Source organism: Prochlorococcus marinus str. MIT 1214, from assembly GCF_027359355.1.
Taxonomy (GTDB): Bacteria; Cyanobacteriota; Cyanobacteriia; order PCC-6307; family Cyanobiaceae; genus Prochlorococcus_B; species Prochlorococcus_B marinus_F.
In genome coordinates this window covers 944595-971412 of sequence record NZ_CP114777.1, presented here as the reverse complement: position 1 = coordinate 971412, position 26818 = coordinate 944595, and the positions used below count along the sequence as shown (strand labels likewise).

27 protein-coding genes are annotated in these 26818 nt (G+C 36.0%); 13 read left to right on the top strand and 14 right to left on the bottom strand.

The window, feature by feature from the left end; translation table 11 throughout:
• Window positions 1-3: 3 nt before the first annotated feature.
• From O5639_RS05665 to O5639_RS05655, 3 genes are read left to right on the top strand one after another with little or no spacing between them, the layout of a single operon-like run.
• Window positions 4-954, top strand: a complete 951-nt coding sequence (locus O5639_RS05665; protein WP_269623610.1) for a F0F1 ATP synthase subunit gamma — start codon at window positions 4-6, stop codon at window positions 952-954.
• Window positions 955-1007: 53 nt separating this feature from the next.
• Window positions 1008-1241: a hypothetical protein gene (locus O5639_RS05660; protein ID WP_269623609.1), complete on the top strand. Its 234-nt coding sequence runs from the start codon at window positions 1008-1010 to the stop codon at window positions 1239-1241.
• Complete coding sequence (locus O5639_RS05655) at window positions 1238-2350, top strand: DUF3326 domain-containing protein (protein ID WP_269623608.1); 1113 nt, start codon at window positions 1238-1240, stop codon at window positions 2348-2350. Before O5639_RS05660 ends, O5639_RS05655 begins: the two co-directional genes overlap by 4 nt.
• Window positions 2351-2366: 16 nt before the next feature.
• Here O5639_RS05655 and O5639_RS05650 read toward each other — a convergent pair whose 3' ends face one another.
• The 4 genes from O5639_RS05650 to O5639_RS05635 are packed head-to-tail and all read right to left on the bottom strand — an operon-like array spanning window position 2367 to window position 6958.
• A complete protein-coding gene (locus O5639_RS05650; protein WP_269625489.1) occupies window positions 2367-4067 on the bottom strand; it encodes an NAD+ synthase in 1701 nt (566 codons plus the stop codon).
• Entirely contained in the window at window positions 4067-4639 is a 573-nt protein-coding gene (locus tag O5639_RS05645; RefSeq protein WP_332299740.1) for a nicotinate-nucleotide adenylyltransferase, read from the bottom strand. The genes O5639_RS05650 and O5639_RS05645 overlap by 1 nt, the downstream gene beginning before the upstream one ends.
• 8 nt (window positions 4640-4647) lie before the next feature.
• Window positions 4648-5970, bottom strand: coding sequence for a GTP-binding protein (locus O5639_RS05640; protein ID WP_269625487.1), 1323 nt, complete (start codon window positions 5968-5970; stop codon window positions 4648-4650).
• Complete coding sequence (locus tag O5639_RS05635) at window positions 5963-6958, bottom strand: CNNM domain-containing protein (protein WP_269625486.1); 996 nt, start codon at window positions 6956-6958, stop codon at window positions 5963-5965. The genes O5639_RS05640 and O5639_RS05635 overlap by 8 nt, the downstream gene beginning before the upstream one ends.
• A gap of 96 nt (window positions 6959-7054) precedes the next feature.
• Here O5639_RS05635 and O5639_RS05630 point away from each other — a divergent pair, with 96 nt between their 5' ends.
• Both O5639_RS05630 and O5639_RS05625 read left to right on the top strand, forming a co-directional pair.
• Window positions 7055-8374: an aminopeptidase P N-terminal domain-containing protein gene (locus O5639_RS05630; protein WP_269625485.1), complete on the top strand. Its 1320-nt coding sequence runs from the start codon at window positions 7055-7057 to the stop codon at window positions 8372-8374.
• Between the two features lie 200 nt (window positions 8375-8574).
• Entirely contained in the window at window positions 8575-9075 is a 501-nt protein-coding gene (locus O5639_RS05625; protein WP_269608816.1) for a 30S ribosomal protein PSRP-3, read from the top strand.
• Window positions 9076-9127: 52 nt separating this feature from the next.
• On the opposite strand, the gene atpC is transcribed toward O5639_RS05625, so the two are convergent.
• Both atpC and atpD read right to left on the bottom strand, forming a co-directional pair.
• Window positions 9128-9535: an ATP synthase F1 subunit epsilon gene (gene atpC / locus O5639_RS05620; RefSeq protein ID WP_269625484.1), complete on the bottom strand. Its 408-nt coding sequence runs from the start codon at window positions 9533-9535 to the stop codon at window positions 9128-9130.
• A gap of 56 nt (window positions 9536-9591) precedes the next feature.
• On the bottom strand, window positions 9592-11058 hold the full coding sequence (gene atpD / locus O5639_RS05615; RefSeq protein WP_269625483.1) for a F0F1 ATP synthase subunit beta: 1467 nt from the start codon (window positions 11056-11058) through the stop codon (window positions 9592-9594).
• 224 nt (window positions 11059-11282) lie between these two features.
• Between atpD and groES the strand changes: the two genes are divergently transcribed.
• Window positions 11283-11594, top strand: a complete 312-nt coding sequence (gene groES, locus O5639_RS05610) for a co-chaperone GroES (protein ID WP_011295315.1) — start codon at window positions 11283-11285, stop codon at window positions 11592-11594.
• 64 nt (window positions 11595-11658) lie between these two features.
• Complete coding sequence (groL, locus tag O5639_RS05605; RefSeq protein ID WP_269625482.1) at window positions 11659-13290, top strand: chaperonin GroEL; 1632 nt, start codon at window positions 11659-11661, stop codon at window positions 13288-13290.
• 170 nt (window positions 13291-13460) lie between these two features.
• On the opposite strand, the gene secG is transcribed toward groL, so the two are convergent.
• Together secG and gpmI are read right to left on the bottom strand one after the other, a co-directional pair.
• Entirely contained in the window at window positions 13461-13691 is a 231-nt protein-coding gene (secG, locus tag O5639_RS05600; protein ID WP_269625481.1) for a preprotein translocase subunit SecG, read from the bottom strand.
• Window positions 13692-13694: 3 nt separating this feature from the next.
• Complete coding sequence (gene gpmI / locus O5639_RS05595) at window positions 13695-15323, bottom strand: 2,3-bisphosphoglycerate-independent phosphoglycerate mutase (protein WP_269625480.1); 1629 nt, start codon at window positions 15321-15323, stop codon at window positions 13695-13697.
• A gap of 248 nt (window positions 15324-15571) precedes the next feature.
• Here gpmI and O5639_RS10700 point away from each other — a divergent pair, with 248 nt between their 5' ends.
• Window positions 15572-15748 (top strand): hypothetical protein, encoded by a 177-nt coding sequence (locus O5639_RS10700; protein WP_332299739.1) that lies wholly within the window; start codon window positions 15572-15574, stop codon window positions 15746-15748.
• A 5-nt stretch (window positions 15749-15753) separates the two neighbouring features.
• Window positions 15754-15897, top strand: a complete 144-nt coding sequence (locus O5639_RS10695; protein ID WP_332299738.1) for a hypothetical protein — start codon at window positions 15754-15756, stop codon at window positions 15895-15897.
• A 166-nt stretch (window positions 15898-16063) separates the two neighbouring features.
• On the opposite strand, the gene O5639_RS05585 is transcribed toward O5639_RS10695, so the two are convergent.
• Window positions 16064-17692, bottom strand: a complete 1629-nt coding sequence (locus tag O5639_RS05585) for an Hsp70 family protein (protein WP_269625478.1) — start codon at window positions 17690-17692, stop codon at window positions 16064-16066.
• A 145-nt stretch (window positions 17693-17837) separates the two neighbouring features.
• Between O5639_RS05585 and O5639_RS05580 the strand changes: the two genes are divergently transcribed.
• The 3 genes from O5639_RS05580 (at window position 17838) to O5639_RS05570 (ending at window position 19027) form a co-directional block, all read left to right on the top strand.
• Window positions 17838-18071 carry a DNA-directed RNA polymerase subunit omega gene (locus tag O5639_RS05580; RefSeq protein WP_269625477.1) on the top strand — a complete coding sequence of 78 codons (234 nt, stop codon included), beginning with the start codon at window positions 17838-17840 and terminating at the stop codon, window positions 18069-18071.
• Window positions 18072-18452, top strand: a complete 381-nt coding sequence (locus tag O5639_RS05575; RefSeq protein WP_269625476.1) for a DUF1818 family protein — start codon at window positions 18072-18074, stop codon at window positions 18450-18452. It abuts the gene before it with no gap.
• A gap of 305 nt (window positions 18453-18757) precedes the next feature.
• Window positions 18758-19027 (top strand): DUF2811 domain-containing protein, encoded by a 270-nt coding sequence (locus tag O5639_RS05570; protein ID WP_269625475.1) that lies wholly within the window; start codon window positions 18758-18760, stop codon window positions 19025-19027.
• Here the strand turns inward: O5639_RS05570 and O5639_RS05565 are convergent.
• Window positions 19024-19491, bottom strand: a complete 468-nt coding sequence (locus tag O5639_RS05565; RefSeq protein WP_269625474.1) for an EVE domain-containing protein — start codon at window positions 19489-19491, stop codon at window positions 19024-19026. The genes O5639_RS05570 and O5639_RS05565 overlap by 4 nt on opposite strands.
• A 366-nt stretch (window positions 19492-19857) precedes the next feature.
• Window positions 19858-20043 carry a hypothetical protein gene (locus tag O5639_RS05560; protein ID WP_269625473.1) on the bottom strand — a complete coding sequence of 62 codons (186 nt, stop codon included), beginning with the start codon at window positions 20041-20043 and terminating at the stop codon, window positions 19858-19860.
• 425 nt (window positions 20044-20468) lie between these two features.
• On the opposite strand from O5639_RS05560, the gene O5639_RS05555 reads away from it, so the two are divergent.
• Complete coding sequence (locus O5639_RS05555) at window positions 20469-22757, top strand: tetratricopeptide repeat protein (RefSeq protein ID WP_269625472.1); 2289 nt, start codon at window positions 20469-20471, stop codon at window positions 22755-22757.
• Between the two features lie 144 nt (window positions 22758-22901).
• Here the strand turns inward: O5639_RS05555 and O5639_RS05550 are convergent, their stop codons facing one another.
• From O5639_RS05550 to O5639_RS05540, 3 genes are all read right to left on the bottom strand, one after another.
• Complete coding sequence (locus O5639_RS05550; RefSeq protein WP_269625471.1) at window positions 22902-24659, bottom strand: FAD-dependent oxidoreductase; 1758 nt, start codon at window positions 24657-24659, stop codon at window positions 22902-22904.
• Window positions 24660-25030: 371 nt separating this feature from the next.
• Window positions 25031-25777 carry an amino acid ABC transporter ATP-binding protein gene (locus O5639_RS05545; protein WP_269625470.1) on the bottom strand — a complete coding sequence of 249 codons (747 nt, stop codon included), beginning with the start codon at window positions 25775-25777 and terminating at the stop codon, window positions 25031-25033.
• Between the two features lie 6 nt (window positions 25778-25783).
• Entirely contained in the window at window positions 25784-26818 is a 1035-nt protein-coding gene (locus tag O5639_RS05540; RefSeq protein ID WP_269625469.1) for an amino acid ABC transporter permease, read from the bottom strand.

Sequence of the window (26818 nt, the reverse complement as noted above, 5' to 3'; positions counted from 1 at the left end):
CCTATGGCTAACCTCAAGGACATACGAGACAGAATTGTATCTGTCAAAAACACCAGGAAAATCACAGAAGCGATGAGACTCGTTGCTGCTGCGAAAGTTCGGAGAGCACAGGATCAGGTTCTACGGAGTAGACCTTTCGCTGATCGATTGGCAAGGGTTTTGGAAAATATACAATCCAGAATGCAGTTTGAAGCTGCTGACTCTCCTCTACTCAATAGGCGTGAAGTTAAGAAAATCACTCTCTTAGCTGTTACTGGGGATAGAGGATTATGTGGGGGCTACAATGCAAATATTATTAAACGAACAGAGAAACGCTATGCCGAATTAAAAGGTCAAGGATATAGTCCTGATCTAGTGTTAATCGGTAAGAAAGCAATAGGATATTTCGAAAATAGATCTAGCCTTTATAAGATAAGAGCTACTTTTAAAGAATTAGAACAAGTTCCGACTTCTGAAGATGCTAGCTCTATTACTAGTGAAGTATTAGCAGAATTTCTTTCTGAAAGTACTGATCGAGTAGAGGTCATTTTTACTAAGTTTGTAAGCTTGGTTAGTTGTAATCCAACGATACAAACTCTTTTACCTTTAGATCCTCAAGGGATAGCAGATTCAGAAGATGAAATTTTTAGATTGACTACAAAAGATAGCCAATTAATTATTGAGAAAGATGCTGCGCCTTCGAATGAAGAGCCGAAATTACCATCGGACATTGTTTTTGAACAAAGTCCTGATCAGCTTTTGAATGCTCTTTTACCTCTTTATTTACAGAATCAATTACTACGTGCATTACAGGAGTCTGCTGCTTCAGAGTTAGCGAGTAGAATGACTGCAATGAATAACGCTAGTGATAATGCGAAGGAATTGGCTAAAAATCTTACTATTGATTATAATAAGGCAAGACAAGCAGCAATTACTCAAGAAATTTTAGAAGTTGTGGGTGGTGCTGCTGCGTAGATTCTTGTTTGTATTTAATTTTGCGAATTCTTAAAGTATAAGTAATTAATAAAGTGAATCTTGAATTTATAGAATTAGACCTTGATTGGCCTTTTGAATTAAGCGTATTTGACTTGAGAAATTATATTTTATCTAAGCTAATGGAATATGGTGAACCACTTAGGTGGGCTATTACTTCAGTGAGTAATCATCCTGAAAAAAAAATCCAGATAATATCGGTCGAAGTTATTTTGATTATTAATCAAAATAAGGAGACATATATAAATTCTGAATTGAATTCTTTATGACGATTACTGATCCTTTTCCAACATTATTGATTATTCCTACTGGTATAGGGTGCAGTGTCGGTGGATATGCAGGGGATGCAATCCCTTCTGCAAGATTACTGGCTTCTGCCAGTGAATGTTTAATAACTCATCCCAATGTTATGAATGGTGGATCTTTATATTGGCCAGATACTTGTATCCAATATGTAGAAGGGTATAGCTTAAATCTTTTTGCGGCTGGCGAAGTGTTTCTTAAACCAGTAAGCCAACAAAAAGTAGGTTTGCTCTTAGATGCTGGCTTAGAGTCAGATTTAAAGAAAAGACATTTACAAGTTGCTGATGGTTGTGTAGCAAGTTTAGGTTTGAATATTGGTCCTGTAATTACCACTGAAAGAGCCATACAAATTAATCTAAAAAAAGGTTTAAGTGGATCGAGTTGGGGGAATATCGAAGAACCAGATGTTCTTTTAAGAGCTGCTGAAAAACTTAAGAAAGCTGGCGCAACCGCAATTGCTGTAGTAACTCGCTTCCCTGATGATAGTAATGGATTAGAGACTAAACTTTATCGACAAGGTCATGGTGTAGATGTTATTGCGGGGGTCGAAGCTGTAATAAGTCATTTTCTTGTAAAACATTTATTGATTCCATGTGCACATGCACCGGGGTTAGCCCCTTTGCCAATTGATTATGATCTAGACCCTCGAACTTCGGGAGAGGAAATAGGATATACATTTTTGCAAAGTGTTTTAGTTGGTCTTAGTCGTGCACCTGATCTGATCTGTAAGTCATCTATAAAAACCAAAGAAAATGCGTTTTTACAGGTAAAAACTTTATTAAGTAATAGGGATTTAGGAGCCGTTGTTGTTCCGCAGGGCGCATTAGGTGGCGAAGCAGTTTTATCTTGTATCGAAAGATTTATCCCTTTGATAGTAGTTTCTAATAAAGGATTATTAAATGTTAGCTCTACAAAGATGAGACTAGATTACTTGGGTGGTGAAAAAAATAAAAATATTATGTATGCTGAAAATTATTTAGAGGCTGCAGGGCTCATAACAGCTTTACGTTACGGGATTAATATTAAGTCTCTGCGAAGACCAATTGATTGCTTAAAGGAATTGAATGATGAATAGAAGTGAATTTAAGGATTTATTTTGAGGCTATTGGCTTTTTCCACCCACTTCCAAAAGCTTGATTACTAATTTTTAATAAAGGAGGCGCTTGATAACGTTTGAATTCGGCGTTCTTTAATAAGTTGGCTACTTTAAAAACAATTTCTTTATCAAATCCTTTTGCTATTAGAACTTCCGTTGGCAAGTGTTCTTCAATTAATCCTTTTAGTATTGGATCAAGAGTAAAATAATCCGGCAAAGAGTCGCTATCTAATTGTTCAGGTCGTAATTCAGCACTGGGAGGCTTGTTCCTTATTTCAGAGCCTATGATTTCTCCTGTTTGAGGGAGAAAGAAATCATTTCTACAACTGGATGACGACTCACTATCTATCCAATTACATAGATCAAATACACTTGTCTTAAAAAGATCTCCAATTACAGACAATCCTCCGTTCATGTCTCCGTAAAGCGTGCAATATCCTACGGCCAGTTCTGATTTGTTCCCTGTAGATAGAAGTAAATGTTTTTTTTGATTTGCTAGAGCCATCAATATTGTTCCTCTAATACGAGATTGTAGATTTTCAGCTGTGATGCCTGTTGGTATACCCCATGTTGAATTTGATAAAACATCGTTAAAACTATTCATTACATCTGAGATCGGAATCTTCTGATGATGTATTCCAAGTCGAGTAGCTAGGGTCGTTGCATCTTTTACAGACCCTGCTGAACTCCATGGAGATGGCATTAAAATCGCATGAACTTTAGAGATGCCTAAAGCTGCTACTGCAATAGTTGCTACTAGAGCTGAGTCGATACCCCCACTTAATCCAATAATTGCACTGTTGAAACCACATTTTCTTGCATAATCTTTAACTCCAAGAACTAAAGCTCTGAAAAGGACTTCTTGTGATGTTTGATATTTACTTGATATCGAAAGTTTTTGTTTTAAGGAAGATATATCACAAAGACCTACTGACTCTTTAAATGCAGGAAGTTCTTGTTGTAAATTGCCTTTTTTATTTAGAGCAAAACTAGAACCGTCAAAGATTAATTCATCATTACCTCCTACTTGATTGACATAGATCACCGGGCATGAAAGACGAATAGCTGCTTTGGCTGCTATTCGTTGGCGTAATAAACTTTTTGATTCAATAAATGGAGAAGCTGAAAGATTGATAAGCAAGTCTAATTTTTCTTTTTCTAGGGATCTTATAGGATCTTTCCCTAGGATCTTTTCATTTTGTAGGTTTTTCTCAACCCATATATCTTCACAAATAGTTATTCCGATCTTCCAAAGTTTTTCTTGGTAATTCAAATTTAAAATACTACTTTTCTCTGCAGAACGAAAATAACGTTTTTCATCAAAAACATCATAAGTGGGTAGGAGTTGCTTCCTCGCTACGATTCTCCAACTACCTTTTTTTAAAATAACAACTGAATTATATAGTTTAGGAATGTCTATGTCTGGAGTTGGTTCTGCGATACCAATTAATACAGATAAGTCTTGACTAAGATTACTTAATCTTTTGCTTAATTTATTTAGGACATCTTTTTGCTCTTCAAAAAGTCTTGGATTAAATAATAAGTCTTTTGGAGGGTAGCCGATCAAAGAAAGCTCTGGTGTTATGACTAGATCTATATTTTTGTTTTTGATCTCTTTACACACTTCAAATATTTTCTCGGCATTACCGTCGAGATCTCCAATAACTGGATTAAGTTGAGCTAATGCTAATTTCATTATCTGTTATCTGATAGACCGTATAGGTTCTCTTCAAGTAGAAATGGGACAAGCTCTTGAGGAACAAGTCCTTCTTGAGGCCTCTCTCTGAATTTTGAACTTGATGATTCAGGAATATGACAAGGCAATAGAACAATTTTACCGCCAAGGTTTTTAATCTCCTCTAATTCTTGATCAATAATTGGCCATCCGTTTCTCATTGCGATAGCAATTGTTGCTTTATTGAGAATAGACTTAGCATTAAGCCACTTTGGAACTTGAATAATTAAATCACTACCAATTACAAAACTAAAATTTGCTTCAGGCCATAGTTGGGAAGCTTTTTTTAGAGTATGAATTGTTCTAGGACTACTCAATTCTTGAACTAGTTCTAATTTAGGATGTGAGATTTTTTTTACCAGAATTCTTAAAAGCTGACTTCTTTTTAGAAGTGGAATTTGATGCTTTTTTTCAGGGTTATCACTTGCCCACGTTATAACTTTTGGGAAGATCTTAGTTAATTCACTCAACAAGGCCTCGTGCCCCAAAGTGGGAGGGTCAGCGCTGGTACCAAATAAGGCTACTGAATCCATTTTGATTATCATGGTAACAAATAATTTTTATTTTTTGCCGTACTTGATGTGAGAAATTTAAAGTTACCAAGCATTATTCTTAAGTCTGAATTTTTTTTGAGAAGATAGTTCAACATTAATCGAGGTCGCCCATCTTTTTTATTGGTACCATTAAGAAATTTATAAGCTGCTAGACGACCTATGAGCTTTGTCGAATGAATCGCAAGAGCTACTTGTGCAATAGCTATTGGAGCAGTAGGCGCAAGGCTTAATCCTCCAGTAATAGGTGCAGCAAGAATAAGTATTTGCTTGAAAATATTTAAAGTAATTTGTATTCCTATTTGTGCACCCCCTAGAAATGCATTTTGAAAACTAAGCTTTTTAACTAATTGTCTGGACGAGGGACCACCTACTTTTAATCCATATAATTTACTTAATTGGATAACAAGGGCACTATCAAAAGCAAGACCAGTAAATAGATCAATCATTAAAAAGGGATTAATTGCTACTCCTGAGGCTTTTAAAGTTGCATATTTACCAATTAAACTTTGTGCTTCTTCTTTCTTTCTCAGCAGTCTATTCTCCTTAAGTAATTTATAGAATTGGTCTGCAATTCTTAGACTATTTATACAAAGAATCAACTCACCACTTTGATCAATAATATCTTTAAGTTCGTTCTTGAGAATATCAACCGCAGGTGTTTTTTGTTCACTTCTAACAGTTCCGTTTGGTTTTATTTTTGCTTCCCTTGGAGATGATGATACTAGAGCAATTTTAATTTTTTGTTTGCAAAATGATAATTTCCTGTGAATACTTGAGAGCATTAGTTTTGTTTCTTGTGTACTCCATTGATCACAACGATTTAAGACTAGTAGAATAGGTTTGTTATTCGTTAATAGCTCTTTAATGCAATTCAAGTCGATACGAGTTATGTCACTATCAATTACAAAGAGAATTAGGTCTGTATCTAATACATAATTAAAATTTATTTCTTCTTTATTAGTAGAATTTATTTCGTCTATACCTGGAGAGTCAATTAGCTTAACCTTGCTTAAGGTTTTAAATTTTTTGTCCCATGTATAAGATTTAGTTTCCTTTGTATTCCCATTTAGTATATCCGTTGGGAATACTTGCTTTTCAATTAATGCATTTAACAAGCTTGATTTGCCAACTCCAACACGGCCATATACAGATATGTGTAGTTCTTTCTTCTCTAATTTTTTTATTTGAAAATCTAATTGATTTAAAATAGTTTCAAATTTAGTTCTCTCATAATTAGTAAGATTTAAATTTTTCTTCCATTGACTAAGCAAAAAGGTGCATTTTGTCGGCATCTCTTTTTTATTAATCATTTTTTGATTTCCCCCACCAACCAGCCAATACTGCTAAGACCGCTTCCGCTCCAACTAATCCAACAAATCCTCCAAATTCATCCACTACGACTCTGACACCTTTCTTGTCGTCATTAAATCCAAGAAGTAATCTGTCTGCTCGAATCATTTCGGGTACAAACTCTACATTTTCGCTTAAATCGTACGGAGTGAGATGGGAGTCTCCTCGAAGTAAAGAGGTTAATAGCTTTTCACGGTTGGCAACACCAACGACCTTGTCAACTTCTTCACCTAATACTACCCACCATGTTGAATTATTTTCTAATAAGCTTGATTTAACAGATTGAAGAGAAACTCTTCCTGGGAGTGTAGGGGCAGCAACTCTGGGAGTCATAAGATCTTTAGCCGTAAGATCATTTAGCTGAAAAACCTTTGATATCATTGCAGCTTCATCTGCTTCAATTTGACCAATTTGAGAGCCAAGTTTAGCCATCTGTCTGATTTCTTCTTCGTCTGTTGTTAGCTCACTCTTGGCAGTGATAATTGGCAATAGACGTTCTAAAAATATTAGCAATGGTCTCATTATTATACTTAAGAAATCAAGAATAGGAGCACTGGTTAAACTGATTTGCAATGCAAGTCTTGTCCCAAGAGCTTTGGGTACAATTTCTCCAAGAAGTAAAACAAGAACGGTCAGGCCAATAGAAAATATTGGCATTAGATATCCGATTCGATTTTGGAATATGAAACTTGCGTAACTACCTACCATCAGACTTCCAAATATATTGAAACTGTTATTAGCAATTGTTACGACAGTTAAAGTTCTTCCAAGCCTGTGACGTAATTTTTCTAATCTCTTTGCGCCCAATACTTTTGGACTTCTTCTTGCAAGTTCATGGACGTGTAATGGATTAACAGCCAATAGCGCTGCCTCTATTCCTGAGCACATTGCGGAACCAATTAAAACAACCGCAACAAGAGCAGTTAAGAGCAGAATGTCTTGGGTCATCCCCTAGAGATTTTTTAAAGAGTAAGGATCTTTTGCTTTTATTTTTCCACTAAGTTAGTTCTCTTGCCATCCTTAAGAGTAAATAGGAGCATTTTTGTGGCTGATTCAAGTATTTTTCGTCGCCGTAGAGACATGTTTTTGTCACATTTAGGTTCTCATGCGGCTGTCATCCCAGCGGCAGAACTAGTCACTCATCATGCAGATTGTGAGTACCCATTCCGTCAAAATAGTGATTTTTGGTACTTAACTGGTTTTGATGAGCCAAATGCAGTCGCTTTGTTTTTACCTCATAAACCTAAGGGAGAACAATATGTTCTATTCGTCTTACCCAAAGAGTCTGGTGCAGAAGTTTGGACAGGCTTTAGGTGGGGAACAAAAGGAGTTTTAGATAATTTTGATGTTGATATGTCTCATCCTTTGAATGAATTGCCAAACCTTTTGCCTCATTATTTGAAAGGAGCCGAAGGGATTGCTTTTCGAGTAGGAAAACATCCACATTTGGAGCCTTTGGTTTTGAAAACTTGGTCTGAGCATTTACAAAAACTTCCTAGAAGTGGCTCTGCTCCATTGTCTATGATTGCGCCTTGCCCAATACTGCATGATCTAAGACTTCGTAAGGATGATTTTGAGATTGAACGGATGCGTATTGCATCACAAATTTCTGCAGAGGGCCATGAAATAGTTAGAGAATTTGCTCGCCCAGGGATGAATGAGAGAGATTTACAAGCTCAAATAGAAAAATACTTTCTTGAACAAGGGACAAGAGGTCCTGCTTACGGTTCAATAATTGCTTCTGGAGACAATGCATGTGTACTTCATTACACGGCAAATAATTCACTAATAAGAGATGGAGATCTTGTTTTGATAGATGCAGGTTGTTCTTTGGATGACTATTACAATGGTGATATTACAAGAACCTTTCCTGCTAATGGAAAATTTTCTGGAGAACAAAAAGCTTTATATGAAATTACTCTCACAGCTCAAGAAGCTGCAATTCGATGTGTTCGCCCAGGTGATAACGCGGAGAATGTTCATATGACTGCCTTGAAGCATCTTGTTGAGGGCTTAGTTGATATTGGCCTGCTAGTTGGTGAAGTTGATTCGATAATTGAACAAGAAGCTTACTCTCATTTATATATGCATCGAACCGGGCATTGGTTAGGTCTAGATGTTCATGATGTAGGGGCATATCGACTTGGTGATTATCATCTGAAGCTTGAACCTGGGATGGTTTTAACAGTGGAACCTGGTATCTACATCAGTGACCGTTTATCAGTACCAGAGGGTCAGCCTGAGATAGATGAAAGGTGGAAGGGTATTGGGATTCGCATTGAAGATGATGTTTTAGTAACAAAAGATTCTGTAGAAGTATTGAGTCGAAGTGCGACCAAGAATTTGATTGATTTGGAAAATTGATTGAATTTATTTAGAAAATTTCTAAGAAAATCTGTTTAATTACATTGTCCATGATTCATTGAATCTCCCAAATATTTTTCTAATTTATAATCCCATCATTATCGAATAGTTGAAAACCTTTTGAATTCCTACTCTACTAATTCAAATAGGTCCTAGTTCCTGTTAAGTTAGTAATTTGTTAGCTAGTTGAAAACTTAGAAATGATGGTTTCTGAAGAGGCTGGTACTGTTCAAGAAGATGTAACAAGTACTGAGGCAAGCACACAATCTGAAAATCAAGGAAAAGTTAGTTCTGAAGAGACAAAATCAGGTCGACCAAGTGCCCTTGGAGGTGCTGCAGCATTAGCAACTGCAACGATAGATGCAGATGGAGTACCTTCTGGACATACACCAAAGGCAGATGAGGGGAGATTTTTACTGAAAATTCTTTGGTTGCCAGACAACGTAGCTTTGGCCGTTGATCAAATTGTTGGAGGAGGCCCTAGTCCACTTACAGCCTATTTCTTTTGGCCAAGAGAAGATGCATGGGAAACATTAAAGTCTCAATTAGAAGAAAAAAGTTGGATAACTGATAATGAAAGAGTGGAAGTATTAAACAAAGCGACAGAGGTAATTAATTATTGGCAAGAGGAAGGCAAAGGAAAGACCTTAGAGCAAGCCAAAGTTAAATTCCCTGATGTAACTTTTTGCGGTACGGCATAAAAAATCCTTGAACAAAATTTTTGTTCAAGGATTAAAACTGTTTTTTAGACTTTTAGTCAGATTTTGAAGCATTAAACCAAGCTTTAGCTTTGTTTAATGCTTCTTGAGCTTTGATTTTTTCAGGGGAAGTCTCTTTATCCTGACTTTGACTTAATAGATTTTTAGCTTGCTCTAATTCGGCTTCAGCTTTAGCAGAGTCAATGTTTTTTCCCATTTCAGCTTTATTTACTAAAACTGTAACTTCATTGGATTCCACTTCTGCGAACCCCCCACTTAGTGCGATTGAATCCCAATTACCGTTTTTTAAAACCCTCAACACACCAAAATCAATAGCAGTAACCATTGAGATGTGACCAGGTAATACTCCCAATAGCCCAGTAGTGCTTGGAAGTATTATTTCATCAGCAGTATCGTCAAATACGCTCTGATCAGGAGCAAGAACTCGTAGAGTTAAAGACATTTCTTCGGGATTTTAGAAAAACGTTGACTGAAGGTTATTGAGTAGGAAAAAAGATTTTAATCTTTTGCTTCAGATTCTATTTTTTCTGCTTTAGCTTTTACTTCCTCAATGCTTCCAACAAGATAAAAAGCTTGCTCAGGTAGATGGTCTAGTTCTCCTGCAAGAATCATGTTGAAGCCTTTGATTGTGTCCTCTAATTTCACATATTTACCAGACATACCTGTGAATATTTCCGCAACAAAAAAAGGTTGAGATAGGAATTTCTCTATTTTGCGAGCACGGTCAACGGTTTTTCTATCTTCTTCTGATAGTTCGTCTAATCCCAAAATAGCAATGATATCCTGCAATTCTTTGTATCTTTGAAGTGTTGATTGAACTGCTCTGGCAGTGCGGTAATGCTCATCACCCACAACAGATGGTTGCAACATGGTGCTAGTTGAGTCAAGTGGGTCAACAGCAGGATATATACCTTTTGCTGCAAGAGCTCTTGCTAGAACAGTAGTTGCATCTAAATGAGCAAAAGTAGTAGCAGGTGCAGGATCTGTTAAATCGTCAGCAGGTACATAAACAGCTTGAATTGAGGTGATGGATCCCTCAAGAGTTGAAGTAATCCTCTCCTGAAGCTCACCTACATCTGTTCCTAATGTCGGTTGATATCCAACGGCTGAAGGCATACGGCCTAGCAATGCAGATACTTCTGAACCAGCTTGAACAAATCTGAAAATATTATCAATAAATAAAAGAACATCTTGTTTGTTTACATCACGAAAATGCTCAGCCATCGTCAATGCAGATAAGCCAACTCTCATCCTTGCGCCTGGTGGCTCATTCATTTGACCAAAGCACAAGGCTACTTTTGACTTGGTCAGATCATCTGAATTGATAACCCCAGATTCTTTAAATTCTTCATATAGATCATTACCTTCTCTTGTTCTTTCTCCAACTCCACCAAAAACTGATACGCCCCCGTGTTCTTTCGCAATATTATTAATGAGCTCTTGGATAAGAACTGTTTTTCCTACACCTGCACCTCCAAACAATCCAACTTTTCCACCTTGACGATATGGAGCAAGTAAATCAATAACTTTAATACCAGTCTCAAATACTTTTGGTTTAGTTTCTAGGTCTGTAAGGCTTGGAGCTGAACGGTGAATTGGTGAAGTTGTTACGTTTTGAAGGTCGCCCTGCTCATCAACAGGCTCTCCAAGGACGTTGAATATTCTTCCAAGGGTGGCTTCGCCAACAGGTACAGAAATTGGAGCTCCAGTGTCAACAGCCTCCATACCTCTAACTAATCCATCAGTTCCGCTCATAGCAACGGCTCTAACCCGATGATCACCTAGTAATTGTTGAACTTCTGCTGTCAACGCAACATCTTGCCCGGCAGGATTCTTGCCTTCAATTCTTAATGCATTAAGGATTGAAGGGAGTTTGCCAGCTGGGAATTCAACATCTAAAACAGGACCAATTACTTGGCGAACAATACCTTTAGTTCCAACAGTAGAGGTAGCAGAAGCGGCCATAAGATAACTAGAAACTTTGTGAGCATGCTCTGATTTGCATACTCTTATCAGCGGCTTAGACTACCACTTCACAGGCATTTTTTTTCAGTGTTCGGTCAACCGCACAGAATATATGTGGTCTTGAGAGTGCTTAGATGCATAAATTAATGTCGTTGGTAATGAGTAATACTCTTTATCGAGTCAGCGCTAAGCGCTTTTTGTTTTTTTTGCTACTGCACTAATTTATGGCAGCTGTATCTCTCAGCGTCTCCACTGTCAAGCCACTTGGAGATCGTGTTTTTGTAAAAGTTTCTGAATCAGAAGAGAAGACGGCGGGTGGCATATTGCTTCCCGACACTGCTAAAGAGAAACCTCAAGTCGGTGAAGTTGCTCAGGTTGGTCCTGGAAAACGTAACGAAGATGGTTCCCGTCAATCTCCTGAAGTAAGTGTTGGAGACAAGGTTCTCTACAGTAAGTACGCAGGTACTGATATCAAACTGGGCAGCGATGAGTACGTACTTCTCTCTGAGAAAGACATTCTGGCTGTCGTCAATTAATTCTCAGCTTTTAAGCTGAATTCCAAACCAAACAACTTTTAGAAATCAAAGGAAATCGCCTCTTATGGCTAAGCGCATCATTTACAACGAGCAAGCCCGCCGTGCACTCGAGCGAGGTATTGACATTTTGGCTGAATCAGTCGCAGTCACTTTAGGACCTAAAGGTCGTAATGTTGTTCTCGAGAAAAAGTTTGGTGCACCTCAAATAATTAATGATGGTGTAACAATCGCTAAAGAAATAGAACTCGAAGATCACATTGAAAATACTGGAGTTGCTCTGATTCGTCAGGCTGCTTCAAAAACTAATGATGCGGCAGGAGATGGGACAACCACTGCAACTGTTCTTGCTCATGCAATGGTCAAAGCTGGCTTGAAAAATGTCGCAGCAGGAGCAAATGCAATCACTTTGAAAAAAGGAATTGATAAGGCAACTGAATTTTTGGTTGAAAAAATAAAAGATCATTCAAAGCCCATTAGTGACAGTAATGCAATTGCCCAATGTGGGACTATTGCAGCTGGTAATGATGAAGAAGTTGGTAAAATGATCGCTGACGCAATGGATAAAGTTGGCAAAGAAGGTGTTATTTCTTTAGAAGAAGGTAAATCAATGACCACTGAATTAGAGGTCACTGAAGGAATGCGCTTTGATAAAGGGTATATTTCTCCTTACTTCGCAACCGACACTGAGAGAATGGAAGCAGTGTTGGATGACCCTTACATTTTACTCACGGACAAAAAAATTGGCCTGGTTCAAGATCTTGTTCCCGTACTAGAACAAGTGGCTAAAACTGGTAAACCTCTCCTGATAATTGCTGAAGACATTGAAAAAGAAGCTTTAGCCACATTGGTGGTCAATAGGCTCAGAGGCGTGTTAAACGTTGCAGCTGTTAAAGCACCAGGTTTTGGAGATCGCAGAAAAGCGATGCTTGAAGATATGGCTGTTCTAACAAATGGTCAACTCATAACTGAGGATGCAGGATTAAAACTTGAGAATGCCACTCTTGACATGCTTGGTTCTTCAAGGCGAGTCACAATTAATAAGGACACATCCACAATTGTTGCTGAAGGTAATGAAGTAGCTGTTAATGCTAGATGTGAACAAATCAAGAAGCAGATGGATGAGACGGACTCAACCTATGACAAAGAAAAGCTTCAAGAAAGATTAGCCAAACTATCTGGTGGTGTGGCTGTAGTGAAGGTTGGAGCTGCAACCGAGACTGAGATGAAAGACAAGAAACTTCGATTAGAGGATGCAATTAACGCAACTAAAGCTGCAGTTGAAGAAGGAATCGTTCCTGGTGGTGGAACTACACTCGCTCATTTAGCTCCCGCATTGGGTAATTGGTCCTCATCGAATCTTTCTGGTGAGGAATTAATCGGAGCAAATATTGTTGAAGCTGCTCTTACGTCACCACTCATGCGCATAGCTGAGAATGCTGGTGCTAATGGAGCAGTTGTTGCAGAGAACGTTAAATCCAAGCCAGTTAACGATGGCTACAACGCTGCAACTGGTGAATATGTAGATATGCTCTCTGCTGGAATTGTTGATCCTGCAAAGGTAACTCGCTCTGGTTTGCAAAATGCTGCTTCAATAGCAGGAATGGTTCTTACTACTGAATGCATAGTCGCTGATTTGCCTGAGAAGAAAGATGCTTCCCCAGCAGGTGGTGGAATGGGTGGTGATTTTGATTACTAATTAATCATTCTTAATAACTAAAAAAAGAGAGATTGCTTTTAAGTAATCTCTCTTTTTTTTTTGAACTAAATTTAATTTTAAAAAATAAGTTTATCAAAGATATATATTTAATCCTTATAAATCTAGCTTTGAAAAAAATTAATTAAATGTTGATAAACAAAATATAAAATCTATTTTAACCACCCTGCACTAAGTATAATAGCAAGGGTTAAAAATAAAATAAGACATGCCCAAGTAGCTCTGTTTAAAGATGATTCAGCACTACTGGCACTTGTGAACATAGAGCTTCCACTTGAGGCTAGCCCTCCCATACCATCTCCTTTTGGACTGTGAAGAAGAACTAGCAAAATTAGAAAAACCCCTGAAATTACCCATGCCCAAGATAAAAGAGGAATGATCATTTTTTAGTATGCGGGTTGAGGAATAAGATCTGGTTTCTTTGGTAAGTTAATTGGCTCAATAAGAGTTGATCCTGTCATTGCTTTTGGTTTTGGCAAATTCAATAAGTGTAAAAGAGTAGGAGCTAAATCAGATAATCCACCACCGCACTCTCTTAGTTTAATGTCATTACCATATCCGCTCAATTTACGCTTTTCTCCTTCAATAAGTATAACTGGAACAGGATTTGTTGTATGCGCGGTCCATGGTTGCCCATCGGGACCTATCATCATTTCGGAATTACCATGATCAGCAGTTATTAGAAGAGATCCACCTAACTTTCCTATGGAATTTAATAACTTGCCAACGCAACTATCAACTTTTTCATTAGCTTTTATTGCCGCTGACATGATTCCAGAATGTCCAACCATATCTGGATTCGCAAAGTTAATTACCACTAAGGAGTAAATCCCAGTTTCAATTGCTTTAATACAACTTTCAGTTAGATCGTCGGCAGACATCTCAGGCTTTAGATCATATGTCGCTACTCTTGGGGAAGGGACAAGATGTCTTACTTCTCCTTTTAGTGGTTTTTCAATGCCTCCATTTAAAAAATACGTTACGTGTGGATATTTTTCAGTTTCAGCTGTGCGATATTGATTTAAGCCATGAGCAGAAACTACTTGACCTAACAAATCATTTAGAGGTTCAGGTGGAAAAGCCACAGAGACTGGAAGACCTGATTCATATTGTGTAAAGGTAAGTACATCAATATCTATTTTGTTTTTCCTATCAAATCCATCGAAATCTTTTAATTTAAGTGCCTTGACTAATTGCCTAGCTCTGTCAGGTCGGAAATTAAAAAAAACCACTCCATCTCCATCTTTTAAGAATGAGGAGGTAAGTCTAACTGGTTCAATGAATTCATCTGTTATTCCTTCTTGATAGCTTTTATTGATGCTTTCTTTGGCTGATAGCTTGCTTATTGCAAAGTGAGGGTTAGTAAGTAATTCATAGGCTTTTGACGTCCTTTCCCATCGATTATCTCGATCCATAGCCCAATATCTACCGCAAATTGATGCAATTTCTCCTACTCCTGTTGAGTTGATTTTTGTTTCTATAGTGTTTATATATTTAGATGCACTCTTTGCCGAGGTATCTCTACCGTCAGTAAATAAGTGCAATGAAACATTTTTTAGCCCCTTCTTGGCAGCCCATTCAATTAATCCACATAAATGATTGATGTGACTATGAACCCCTCCATCTGAGCAAAGTCCCATTATGTGTAGTGTCTTTCCATCTGTATCTAAGGATTTGGAAAGTTCATTCAGAGCATGATTTGTAATTAATTTATTTTCTTTAACGGTATTGGATATTCGAACTAGTTCTTGCTGAATTATTCTTCCTGCTCCAATTGTGAGATGGCCGACTTCAGAGTTACCCATTTGTTCATCTGGAAGCCCTACATCTGCACCGCTAGCCTCTATAAGAGTATGAGGATAAGCATGCCATAAGGCATCAATTACAGGAGTTGATGCCTGTTTTACCGCATTATGTTCACTTTCTTCTCTATGGCCCCAACCATCAAGTATCGCCAGGACTACTGGCGCTACTTGCATTTTATTCATTGAAACAGTTGGCTTACTGCTTGACATTCAAAGAAATTTGTTTCTTTAGATGGTTTCCTTTCGTATTAAATTACTTCCTAATTGGTAAAGAGGCTAATACTTTGATGTTTGGTTAGCTTTTCCCTATTAGATTAAAAAAAAATCTCAGCTATTCCTAAGAAAAAATAAAATTTTAAAGACTTTAAAAGATGTCAGATAAAGCACTTCAAAAAAAGATAGAAATTCTTTCAAAAACAGAGCCTGATAGAACCATTAAAAGATTGGCTTCTTGAATTTTGGAAAAGGTTCCAAATACAAGGTCGATATTGCTTATTGGAATACCCACTAGAGGAGTTCATTTGTCTAAATTATTATCAATTTACATAGAGGATTTATCTGCTCTACCAGTTGATAATGGTTGTTTAGACCCTACCTTCATAGAGATGATCTTTCGAGAGTTGGGACTTGATTAGCTCAAGTGACAGATTTACCTTCTACCGTTGACGATAGAGAAGTTATTTTAATTGATGAGGTTATCTTTAATGGAAGAACCATTAAAGCAACATTAGAAGCTCTAAATTCATGGAGTAGTGCAAAAGAGTTAGTCTACTTGCGATGGTAGGTAGATGCCATAGAGAGGTCCCAATTCAACCAGATTTTTGTGGACGCATAGTTCCAACTAGTAAAGATGAGACTATTAACCTTAGATTAATAGAATTTGATTGAGAAGAGGGTATATTCTTATGTAAAAGAATCATAAAAGAATAATCTTAGAAATTTTAAAATAGTTATCTGATTTCACCGAGATTCTTATTAGTTATTTGCTTATTATTTCGTAAATCTATACCTTCCACTTCTAGTTGACAATTTTCATTAATATTAAACTTTAATTTAATACAATCCTGACCAATTTCACCAGGAGGATCAATAGGAATTGAAATAACACTATTATTTATCTTCTTGATTTTATCCTTGGATTCTATTTTTGATAAAGTAGGTAATCCATTAATATAGATAATCTCATGTGAGCCTTCTTCCACAGGTTCTCCAATTATTAAATCTATGCTTAATTGATTATTTATGCTTGTGGCTAAAATTATTTCTAGAGGTTTACTTGTTGGCCATGGTTGACCTGCTAAAAAAAGAGGATGCCATATATGTTTTTTATTTTTTTTATTCCAGCATTTTAAACTTACCCCCTTATTTAGAACATCTTTTATTTGAACTCCAGGAGTAAGATTTAATGCTCCTAATGCAATTGCTTCAATAGGGGGAGGAGTCAAAAAAGGTATTGAATTGCAAAGAGTACTTAGATAATTTTTAATCAAGGGTATTTGTGATCCGCCTCCAACTAAGACAACACTGTCAAGATCTTTTAATTCAAATGAATTTAGCTTTGCACTCTTAATTGTTTGACGGAAAATCTTTTCAATACTTTTTAGAAGTCCTTTTTCTATAAGTAATTCTTCAAACCCTTTTTTAGATAGCTTTAAATACATCTCTTTATTCTGATGATTGTTTATTTTTTTAGTGATAATCAATGTCTCTTTTAAATTTATATTGCTTAATTCACATTTAAGTTCTTCGGCTTTGCTTAAGATTAAATTTGTTGGTTTTTCATCAGATAGCAAATGATTAGCTATCCACCTATCTATATCTTTACCACCCAAGCGAATACCTGCTTTACCTAGAACTTTTGCTGTGCGAAGAACTTGTGTGCTCTTTCCCTCTAGATTCTGTCCATCAAATCTGACAAGTTGAGCAATAGGGGAAGCTTCTCCTTCGCCTCCTTCTAAAGCAACAATTGACATATCAATTGTGCTTCCCCCAAAATCTAAAACAAGCAATGTTGAGCCTGGCTCTAGTCCGGCACCCATCGCAGCAGCAGTAGGTTCATCAACTAATGCAATCTCTTTGACTTGTAAGGAATTACATACATTGACTATCCAAGCTCTATATTCTCGATATGTATCTACTGGAGCAGTTAATACAAGTCTTCTGACGTTGACCTTCTCTGAGACTTTTTCCCAAATAGTATGAATTAAAATCTCTCCAGCTTTTTCTGGGGTAATTTTCGAATCATATATAGGATCAATTTCGGGAGATCCTATCCATCTTTTGAAATCTTGGCTTAAGGTTTTTTCTTTCTCCTCATTAAGAAGGTTTAAATTGATAATTTGCTGTCCGATTAAATAGCTTTCTTTTTTTTCAGGTGATTCATAAATTAAGCTTGGAATCTCCCCAGGAGCTCGACTAATTGGGGATAGATCTAAAAGTTCAGGAGGTTCCCCATTTTCTTTTTGAAACACAACTACTGTCGTTGAACTTCCTAAATCAATGGCTAATGTCCCAAAATCCTTTTTACTGATCTCGGATTTCTTGATATTTTCGAATTGATCTATTTCATTATTTTCCATATCTCTTAGTTATTATTTATTGGATGAATTAAGAATTAATCAATATCCAGTGAGTTTAGAAAATCTAATAATACCGTTGTTATTTGGATAAAATGTGAAAATGAACGATTTTCTAATAGAATAAAGGGAGAATATAGTTTTAAGTGTGATCAAGTCAGGTTCAGGACTTAATTCCAAGGATTTAGCAAAAAGAGGCGAGAGTCTTATCAGACATTCCACTAATCGCTACCTTACTACTGTGCGTATAGCTTTTAGAGCAAAGCAGAGAAGATTTGACGATTTTGACGGACTTTTAGAGGAATCGACAGTCAAGCCAGTGCAAAGAGCCATAATTGAACTTAGTGACGAACAAGATCAGCCTGATCTTTTACCTGGGTAGGTGATCAAAAAAGAAGGTCCCGGTTGGAGAATAATTAGAGATACATCAAGAGAAAACTTTCCTGCTCTAATAGGTGGTGAAGACTGGGCAATAGAGTTAAGCCAATCTGAATGGCAAAACCTTGTGAGAGTGGTAATAGATTTGTCTGATCAATACAGAGTAATTAAAGACCAATTAATGGGCGATGAGGACATAACTCTAGAATTAGAACGTAGACCTTGGTTAGCAATTTTGAAAGGTGATCAATATGGATGGAACCTTAAATTGATCTTGGGTGCGAGTGATTTACTGAATCGAGGAGCGGAGGTCTCTTGGCCTAGAAATGTGACTAATCATGTGACTAATGCAATGAGAACAATGTGGGATTCAGACTATTTGTGAGAGAACTTAACTAAAAGTTTTTCAAATTTTTCCCCAAGTAAAACCCTATATAACCCACATTTTTTCCACAGGATTAATCTGATTAGCAAAGGACTTGCGACCTCCTGTGGAAAAGGCTTGTTCTCTATGCTTTGTATTTAGCTATCAAATGATAGCTAAATACAAAGATAAGTAATACTTATGATTTCATTCGTAAGCTAGTTGAGCGCTTGGTCTGAGAATGAGACGGCGCGAGAAAAGTTTTTTTCAGTATTAATTTTGAGAGTAGTTTGCATGTGGATCAAATTTTTACGAAAGTCTCTTAAATGAAAAATATTGATTTTGATGAAGAAAAAAGCGTGGACCAAGCCTCAGAGGTTTTGGAGTCAGAGGATACAATCAGTTTTCAAACAGAGATACCAAAGCATATTCAACAAGCAATGAAGAGATATATTGAGGAACATCCGAATTGGGATCAATACAGGCTTTTGCAGGCTGCTCTTGCAGGTTTTTTAATCCAAAATGGTATTAGCTCCAGATTGATAACTCGTCTTTATATTGGGAATATGTTTGAGTCTCACTCTTTTTTGAATTAATCCTTCTTGAGTTTTTTGAGAAGCTCTAAAGCAATATCTGTTTTAATTGGCATAATTGACAGCCTATTGCCTTTGCGAACTAAGGTTAGTTCTTCCGAGGTATAAGTTTGAGATAACTCTTTTAAAGTAATCATGTCTTTAAACTCACAGATGTATTTAGTCTTCACGCAATCCCAACGAGGTTTTTCTCTCTTTGACTTTTTGTCAAAGTACTTTGAACTTTCATCAAACTGAAATGGGTCGATTAAATTTGTTTCTATAATTTCCATCAGTCCTACTATTCCAGGGGGCTTAGTATTCGAATGATAAAAAAAAGCTTGATCACCAATTTTCATTGACCTCATAAAATTTCTGGCCTGATAATTTCGAATTCCATCCCAGAGTGTTTCTTCTTCATCTCTTAAATCTTTAATACTGTAAGCATTAGGTTCACTTTTCATTAGCCAATAGTTGATCTCAGTCATAGTCTGTAATCTTGGTGATTCTTGATGGTTGGAATGGAGTTGGAATGAAACTTCATTCCTCCAGCTCTTTCTTTACTCTATCTAATCAGTTTTTGTAGAGAATAGGAACTGCGTGAACATACAGATCGCAACTGAAAAATTATTTTGACTCTCAACAATAATCATTAATTGAGAAGAACTGTCTTTGTAAGTGATCTTTGCATAAGTGACGAGACGTTATTCCAACTTTTTTATGAATCCATTCCAACTTTGAGAGAACACCTACTGATCACAAGGTGGTTCGCTTTTCTTTAAAGAGTATTCAATCTTTCCATACGGCTACTTTCTGTAGGGGTGCATGGGGTGATCTATGTCCGGTATATGTCGTTATATCAGCTCAGAGATTAGGGTATAAGGACGATCTGAGAACTTATGACCTTTGAGCTTTCCTTCATCCATCAACTTATCGACAGTCCATCTCCAATGTTGTTGGATCTTTCTTTGATTGGGCTGCTTCATTTCATTGTGGATTTGAGCAAAGACATAATCATCCCCTCTGACTGTGTGATTCATCTCATTTTCTAAAAAGTATTTCCATCGCCTAAAGACATAACCAAGATTGCAAGGGATCTCTCTCACTCTTGAAGTCTTGGCTCTGACTGTGGTGACAAATGAAATTAGCCTTTCTTCTCGTCCCCATGCATCGTGATTGAGAACCCAATCAGAAGTTCCAAGGCTTCAACCAACCAAATCACGAGCTACTTCTTTCGAAATTCGCAGTGACCCATTTCTTTGATCTCGATGCCAATCGAGTAAGATATAGTTTAAATGCTTCTTTCACTATAATAATGGCGAGTTTAGAATCAATTTATAAAAAGCAGTTTTCGAGACGTTGTCGTCCCAAACTATTAAGAGGAAATTTTTAATAGACCTGGATAAGCTAGAAAGGATATATATCTAGGTATTTTTCTATTGTTTCTTTAAGAGTAATAAAATATATGGAAAGATCAGATAAACAAGAACAAAGAAAGAAGATCACTGAAGTAAAAACATTCTCAGTCCCATTTACTTTAGAAGAAATTAAGGAGAATATTTCTCTTAGTACTTCTAGACCTTCAAAACCTTCTAAAGAAGAAATAATTAACAAAGCATTTAAGCTTCATTCAGAAGGAAACACTCTAGAAGCAGAAAAACTTTATCAATATTTTATCAATCAGGGTTTCAAGGATTACAGAGTTTTTTCTAATTATGGAATCATATTAAAAAATCTAGGCAAATTAAAAGAAGCAGAATTATCAACTCGCAAAGCAATTGAAATTAAATCTGATTTCGCAACGGCGCATTCCAATCTGGGAAACATATTGAGAGATCTTGGCAAATTTAAAGAAGCAAAAATAGCTATAGATAAGGCAATTGAACTTAATCCTAATGTCGCAGTCTCACATTACAATTTAGGAAACATATTGAGAGATCTTAATAACTTACAAGAAGCAGAATTATCTACCCGTAAAGCAATTTCAATCAAACCTCTTTATGCAGAAGCGCATCTAAATCTGGGAAACATATTAAAAGATCTTGGCAAATTACAAGATGCAGAATTATCTACGCGTAAAGCAATTGAAATTAAACCTCTTTATGCAGAAGCGCATCAAAATCTGGGAAACATATTAAGAGATCTTGGAAGATTAAAAGAAGCAGAAAAAGCAACAGAAAAAGCAATTGTACTGAATCCTAATGTCGCAGGTTCGCATTATAATTTAGGAAACATATTAAAAGATCTTGGCAAATTACAAGAAGCAGAATTATCTACGCGTAAAGCAATTGAAATTAAACCTCTTTATGCAGAAGCGCATCTAAATCTGGGAAACATATTAAAAGATCTTGGCAAATTACAAGAAGCAGAATTATCTACGCGTAAAGCAATTGAAATTAAACCTCTTTATGCAGAAGCGCATCAAAATCTGGGAAACATATTAAGAGATCTTGGTAAATTAAAAGAAGCAGAATTATCTACGCGTAAAGCAATTGAAATTAAACCAGATTTTGCTGAGGCGTATAATAATTTGGGAACTATGTTAAGAAATCTTGGAAGATTAAAAGAAGCAGAATTATCTATTTGCAAAGCAATTGAACTTAACCCTAATAATGTAATGGCACATTCTAATTTGGGGATCACATTGAAAGATCTTGGAAGATTAAAAGAAGCAGAATTATCTACTCGGAAAGCAATTGAAATTAATCCTGATTTGGCAGAAGCTCATTCTAATCTGGGCTTCATATTCCTTCACAAAGGTGAATATAAACTATCTCTCAAATATTTTTCAGAAAGTGCTGAGTTACTCAGAGGAAAAAGAATTCAAGAATCTAACCAAAAGAGTTTTAGATTAATTAGCAAGGCAAAGATAGAACATGATATTGAACAATTTGAATATTTAGCATCAAAAGATTTAGAGACTAATAATTTTATTGACCTTGCAATTTTATATAAAAAGATTGCCACCGAAATTAAATGGCCATCTGATACTAGCCTAATTACTTTAAGGAATGAATATCAGAATCTTCTAAAAGATAGTTATAATCGTTTAATAAATATTTCAGAAGCACCTAAATTAAAAGAAGAAGTAGTGAATAATTCCTTAGATGTTGAGAAAATTACTAATGATTATTTTAACCATGAGCTTGGATTAACTTATGTTGATAATTTATTAAGTCCTGAAGCACTTAAATCTCTACGTGCATTTCTACTAGGAAGTACAATTTGGTTTGATATACGACATAATGGATATCTTGGAGCATATTTAACGGAAGGTTTAGCTAATCCATTAATTATTCAAATAGCCAAAGAACTAAAAGATAAATTCCCTAAAATAATCAAACAACTTCCAATAGAACAAATATGGGCTTATAAATATGATAGCCGTTCAAAAAATGAAAATTCTTCAGTCAGCGGAATAAATATTCACGCAGATTTCGCTCAGGTTACTATAAATTTTTGGATTACTCCTAACATCGCAAACTTAAACAAAGATTCAGGTGGTTTAATCATTCATAATAGAGCGGTAACTAAAGAATGGGATTTTGTTTCTTATAATTCTGACTCAATAAAAATGAGAGAGGAGATGAAAAAACTTAAAGATAAAAAAACAATTATTCCATATAAAGAAAACCGAGCTGTTTTCTTCAACTCGAGTTTATTGCACGAAAGTGATAACTACGAGTTCAAGGAAGGATATGAGAATCGTAGAATTAACATAACAATATTATTTGGAAAGAGAAGTAATGCTTAGCTAGTTTAACTCTGATTTAGAACATGATCTCTTTTAATGCTATGGGATCTCAGTGATATTGCGATGTATGGATGGACTTACATCCTCATTCTCTTTTTTATTTCAAAAAGGATTTAACTAGTAGCTAGAATCAATTAAATACGTCTATTCAAGTAATTTATTTTTGATATTAATAACTTTGCTAGTTTTGTTAACAATATTTTGAAGATCCGTTCTTAATGGAGAAATAGATCGTTTTGAAATTTCCAAATCTAAAGTCTGTTTATTCAACTTGACATGATAATTGCATTTTTCACCAGTATTTAATTCCTTATAGTCACTTCTTTGGTGCGAACCTCTACTTTCTTGCCTGGTTAATGCAGATAGGATTGTGGCTTCGGCAGAAACTAATGATGCTTCTAAATCAAAAACTTGAACAAGATCATCACAATTTTGATAGTTAATTCTAACATCAACGTCTTTAATAATATTTTTGATGTCTATAATTTTCTTTAGTCCTGACTTTAATAATTTTTTATCTTTAATCACACCACAATGATTCCACATGATGCTACTTAATTCATTTTGTAAAGGCTTTGCTAATTCTGAACCTTTATTTATGAATTTATTTATGTGGTCATGGGCATTTTTTATTGAACTATTAGATCTTACTTGTGATTTTAATTGGTTTGAATAATTAATAGTAGCTATTCCAGCCCTCTTCCCAAAAACTAAAATTTCTGCGAGAGAATTACCTCCAAGACGATTTGCACCATGTAATCCACCAGCTACTTCTCCTGCGGCATATAACCCCCTGACTGATGTGCAATGCTCTTCAGGACTTATCACAATACCTCCCATTGAATAGTGTGCTGTTGGAGCTACTTCCATTGGCTCTTTTGAGATGTCTAGCATTTGTGCATCTAAAAACTGCCTGTAAATACTTGGTATTTTTTGCATTATGAAATCTTTACTCATATGACTTATATCTAGATACACCCCTCCGTTAGGAGTGCCTCGCCCTTCGGCTATTTCTGTGTAATTCGCTATAGCGACTCTATCTCTAGTTGAAAGCTCCATTCTCTCTTTATCGTAATTAACCATGAATCGTTCTCCTTGGTTATTTATAAGTTTTCCTCCTTCTCCTCGAACTGCTTCTGTGACTAATGTTCCTGCAATCTCTTCTGGGGAAAGCATGCCTGAGGGGTGAAATTGAACCATTTCCATATCTCTTAATTCGCAACCTGCTTTGATACTTAAGTACAACCCGTCTCCTGTATTCTCTTTTTTTCTAGAAGAACTTCGTTTCCATATTTTTGTATGACCTCCTGTGCAAAGAATAACAGCATCAGCTAAATGCACTGTCCTTTCCGCTGTACTTGTATCGAATGACATAGCTCCAAAGCAAATCTCATCTCTTATAAGAATCTCAGTGACGTATTGGTTGTCATGAATTGGAATATTTAATGACTCTGCTTTTTTAAGAAGTGTTTTTAAAATTGATAAACCTGTGAAATCTCCTGAGTAACAAGTCCTTCTATACGAGTGAGCTCCAAAGAATCTTTGATCAAGAAGCCCATTCTTTAATTTTGCAAAATTTGCTCCCCATTGATCTATTTCTTGAACAAGTGATGGAGACTCTTTAGCCATTATCTCAATTTGGGATGCGTCTCCCAGTTCATACCCCTCGATATAAGTATCTGCAAAATGTCGTTCCCAAGAATCTTCTTGATCGACATTTCCAAATGCGGCATTAATTCCTCCTGCCGCCAAAACAGTATGAGAATCTGTCTTTGCTCGCTTCCCTAATACTGATACTTGAAGTCCAGCGAGTTTGACTTCAATAGCAGCTCTTAACCCTGCACCTCCGCAGCCAATTACCAATACATTTGAAATTTGAGTAGTGTGGTTATAATTTGCCATTGAATTTCCTGAAAATAATTTAAAGTTTTACTTGAGTGGGGATAGGAATTATTGAATGTTTTTAGCCTTATCTTCTCATTAGGGCTCACTTGTCATTAGCCAATAGTTAATTTCCTTTGTTTCCATGAGATCTCAGAGATATTGCGATGTGTGGATGTCTTATCATACTCACCCTCATTTTTTATTTTATTGCAATCAAGTCTCTAGTATTAATAACTAACAGATCACAACTGAACTACTCCTTGTTGTTTTATCAAAAATTCGTAAATTTATTTATAGAAAGAAATATATTTAGTGCTTCACTTATATAGGACTAATTTTTTTAGTACTCATTTTATTTTTAAGTAATTCTTCTGTTGAATTAAGCCTAGTTAATGCTTATCAAGTTGATTTAGAAATTTTCTACTTCTCTCATGCCGAGCATTAGAAAAGAAAATATTTGGAGGAGATGTTTCTATAACTTTACCTGAATCCATAAATAAAACTTGATCACTTACGTCTTTAGCAAAGCCAATTTCATGTGTCACTACAACCATTGTCATTCCCTGTTCAGCAAGTCTTCTAATTGCATCGAGGACTTCTTTGATTCGCTCTGGATCTAATGCACTAGTGGGCTCATCGAATAAAAGCAACTCAGGCTTTAATGCTAAAGCTCTAGCTATGGCTACTCGTTGCTGTTCTCCTCCGCTAAGTTGACTTGGATATTTTTTGGCATGAGAATCTATTCCCATTTGACTCAAGAGATACATGCCATATTCTTCTGCCTCAATTTGACGACGTTTTTGCACCTTTATGGGCGCGAGAGTGATATTTTCAAGAATTGATAGATGAGGGAATAAATTGAATTGTTGAAAAACCATACCTACTCTTCTTCGTATTTTTTGTATTTTTCTTTCGTCATGAGTAGAATTAACTTTGATTCCTAAAATATTTAGTTCTCCTTTATCAAAAGTCTCAAGACCATTAAAAGTCCGAATCAGAGTACTTTTCCCTGAACCTGAGGGACCCATTACAACTAAAACCTTCCCTTGATTAACTGTAAGAGAAACATTATCAAGAGCCCGTAGACCTTTTGTATACGATTTAGTGAGATTCCTCGCAATAACAATCGGTTCCATGAATTATTAGAAATTGGATTGATTAATGGTCATTCTTTGTTCAAGATGTCTAGCCAGAATAGCCATAATTGTACAAACCATCCAATAGACACATGCTAGCCAAACATAAACTTCAATATATTGACCAATAAATTCTGGATTAGCCAGGATACTTCTGCCTACACCTAATAACTCTACTAGTCCTAAAATGGCCATTAAAGATGTATTTTGAAAAAGTCCAATAGATTGATTAGTGAGAGCGGGTAATGCAATACGCAAAGCTTGAGGAATTAATATAAATTGAATGATTTGAAATTGATTAAGACCAAGACTATTTGCTGCCTCTATTTGAGTGTTGGGTATTGACTGTAGCCCTCCACGAATATCTTCCGCTATGTAGGCAGATACAAATAGAGTAAACGCAAAGATTGCTCTCCAAACACGATCAATTTCTATTCCAACTGGAAGAAATAAAGGTATTAGTAGTTGTCCAAAAAAAAGTACTGCAATAAGAGGAATTGCTCTCATAACATCTATATAGATTGAACTTAGCTTCTGAATTAATGGTAATGAACTCTGTCTACATAGTGCCAAAATTATTCCAAAAGGTAATGATAATAATGAGCTGCAAACAGTTAACAGTATAGTTAGAGTTAATCCACCCCAATGTCTACTCATTATAGGTGATAAGCCAAACCCACCATAAAGTAAATATAGACCCAAGGGTATTGTTCCTGTCCAAACTATTAGTAGATTTCTTCGTAGCCATTTCCACTCGGGGCCGTAAAGAGTAAAGATACTGAGTAAAAGAAGACCAATAATCCAAGTAGCCGGTCTCCATTGTTCATTAGGTGGGAAACTACCAAATGCGTATAAAGGGAGATTTGATATTACAACTTTCCAGCTAGCCTTATATATGAGCCATGCAAAAGTATTAAAACAAACTACACTAATACATAATATAATGAGCAAAGTAATAATAGTATTGAATAAATTTGGGAATAAAGTTTTCTTTAGATTCTTAAAGAAAACTATCATTGAATTTATATTGATGTTGAACAT